The following is an 830-nucleotide window of genomic DNA, read 5'->3' as shown; positions in this document are numbered from 1 at the left end:
AAAAATTAGTGCTTCAGATTCGAGACACGTATAACATCGGCAAAATCCGTATCTGCTCTTTTCCTTTTCAGCAGCACTCGATTCAGGTATCGGCTTCAACGGTAGCTCGTATTCTCACAAAGCATCATCGAGACCCCATCAAACGCTATCGTAAAAATCAACTACCCATTCGCTATTCCCGACCGGTACCAGGAGACCGAGTGCAAATGGACGTTTGCAAGATTGCACCGGGTATTTATCAGTACACCGCAATTGATGATTGTAGCCGATTTAAAATCTTACACACTTATCAACGTCGCACGGCTACCAACTCAATTGATTTCCTAGATCGAGTACTGGAACAATTCGTTTATCCCATCCAGCGGATACAAACGGATCGTGGGCGAGAATTTTTTGCTTACTGTTTTCAAGAAAAGCTACGGGAGTATTGCATCAAATTCCGACCGATCAAACCTCGTTCACCGCATCTGAATGGCAAAGTAGAACGGAGCCAGCAGACAGACCTTCAGGAGTTTTACCGAACGGCTGATTTAAAAGATCCTGCTTTAAACGACCGCTTGGCCGAATGGCAGTTTTACTATAATTATCAGCGGCCACACAGTTCATTGCAAGGCAAAACGCCAGCCGAAGCCGCAGCCGAGAAGTCAGCAGGTGCACCTTTTTGGGATGAAGTGATTGCGAGATATGAGCCTGAAAAAGAGCCCATTCGAGTACAATCGTACAAACGAGACAAGCAGCTTAAGAAATTTCGGAAAGGGGCCAAAACGTAGTTTTATCCTACTTTTCTTCCCTTTCCAACTGTAGCGTATCTATTGAACCACTACAGTTAA

Annotated in this window: 1 protein-coding gene; it reads left to right on the top strand. The window is 44.8% G+C overall.

Translation table 11 applies throughout. The annotated features are described in order from the left end of the window. On the top strand, positions 1-770 hold a 770-nt coding region (locus ACYVH9_RS31605; RefSeq protein ID WP_460640449.1), incomplete at its 5' end, for a DDE-type integrase/transposase/recombinase. Positions 771-830 lie beyond the last annotated feature (60 nt).

It is taken from the genome of Larkinella harenae, assembly GCF_054780515.1.
The sequence above is the reverse complement of the archived record's forward strand: the minus strand, read 5'-3'. Positions and strand labels throughout refer to the sequence as shown.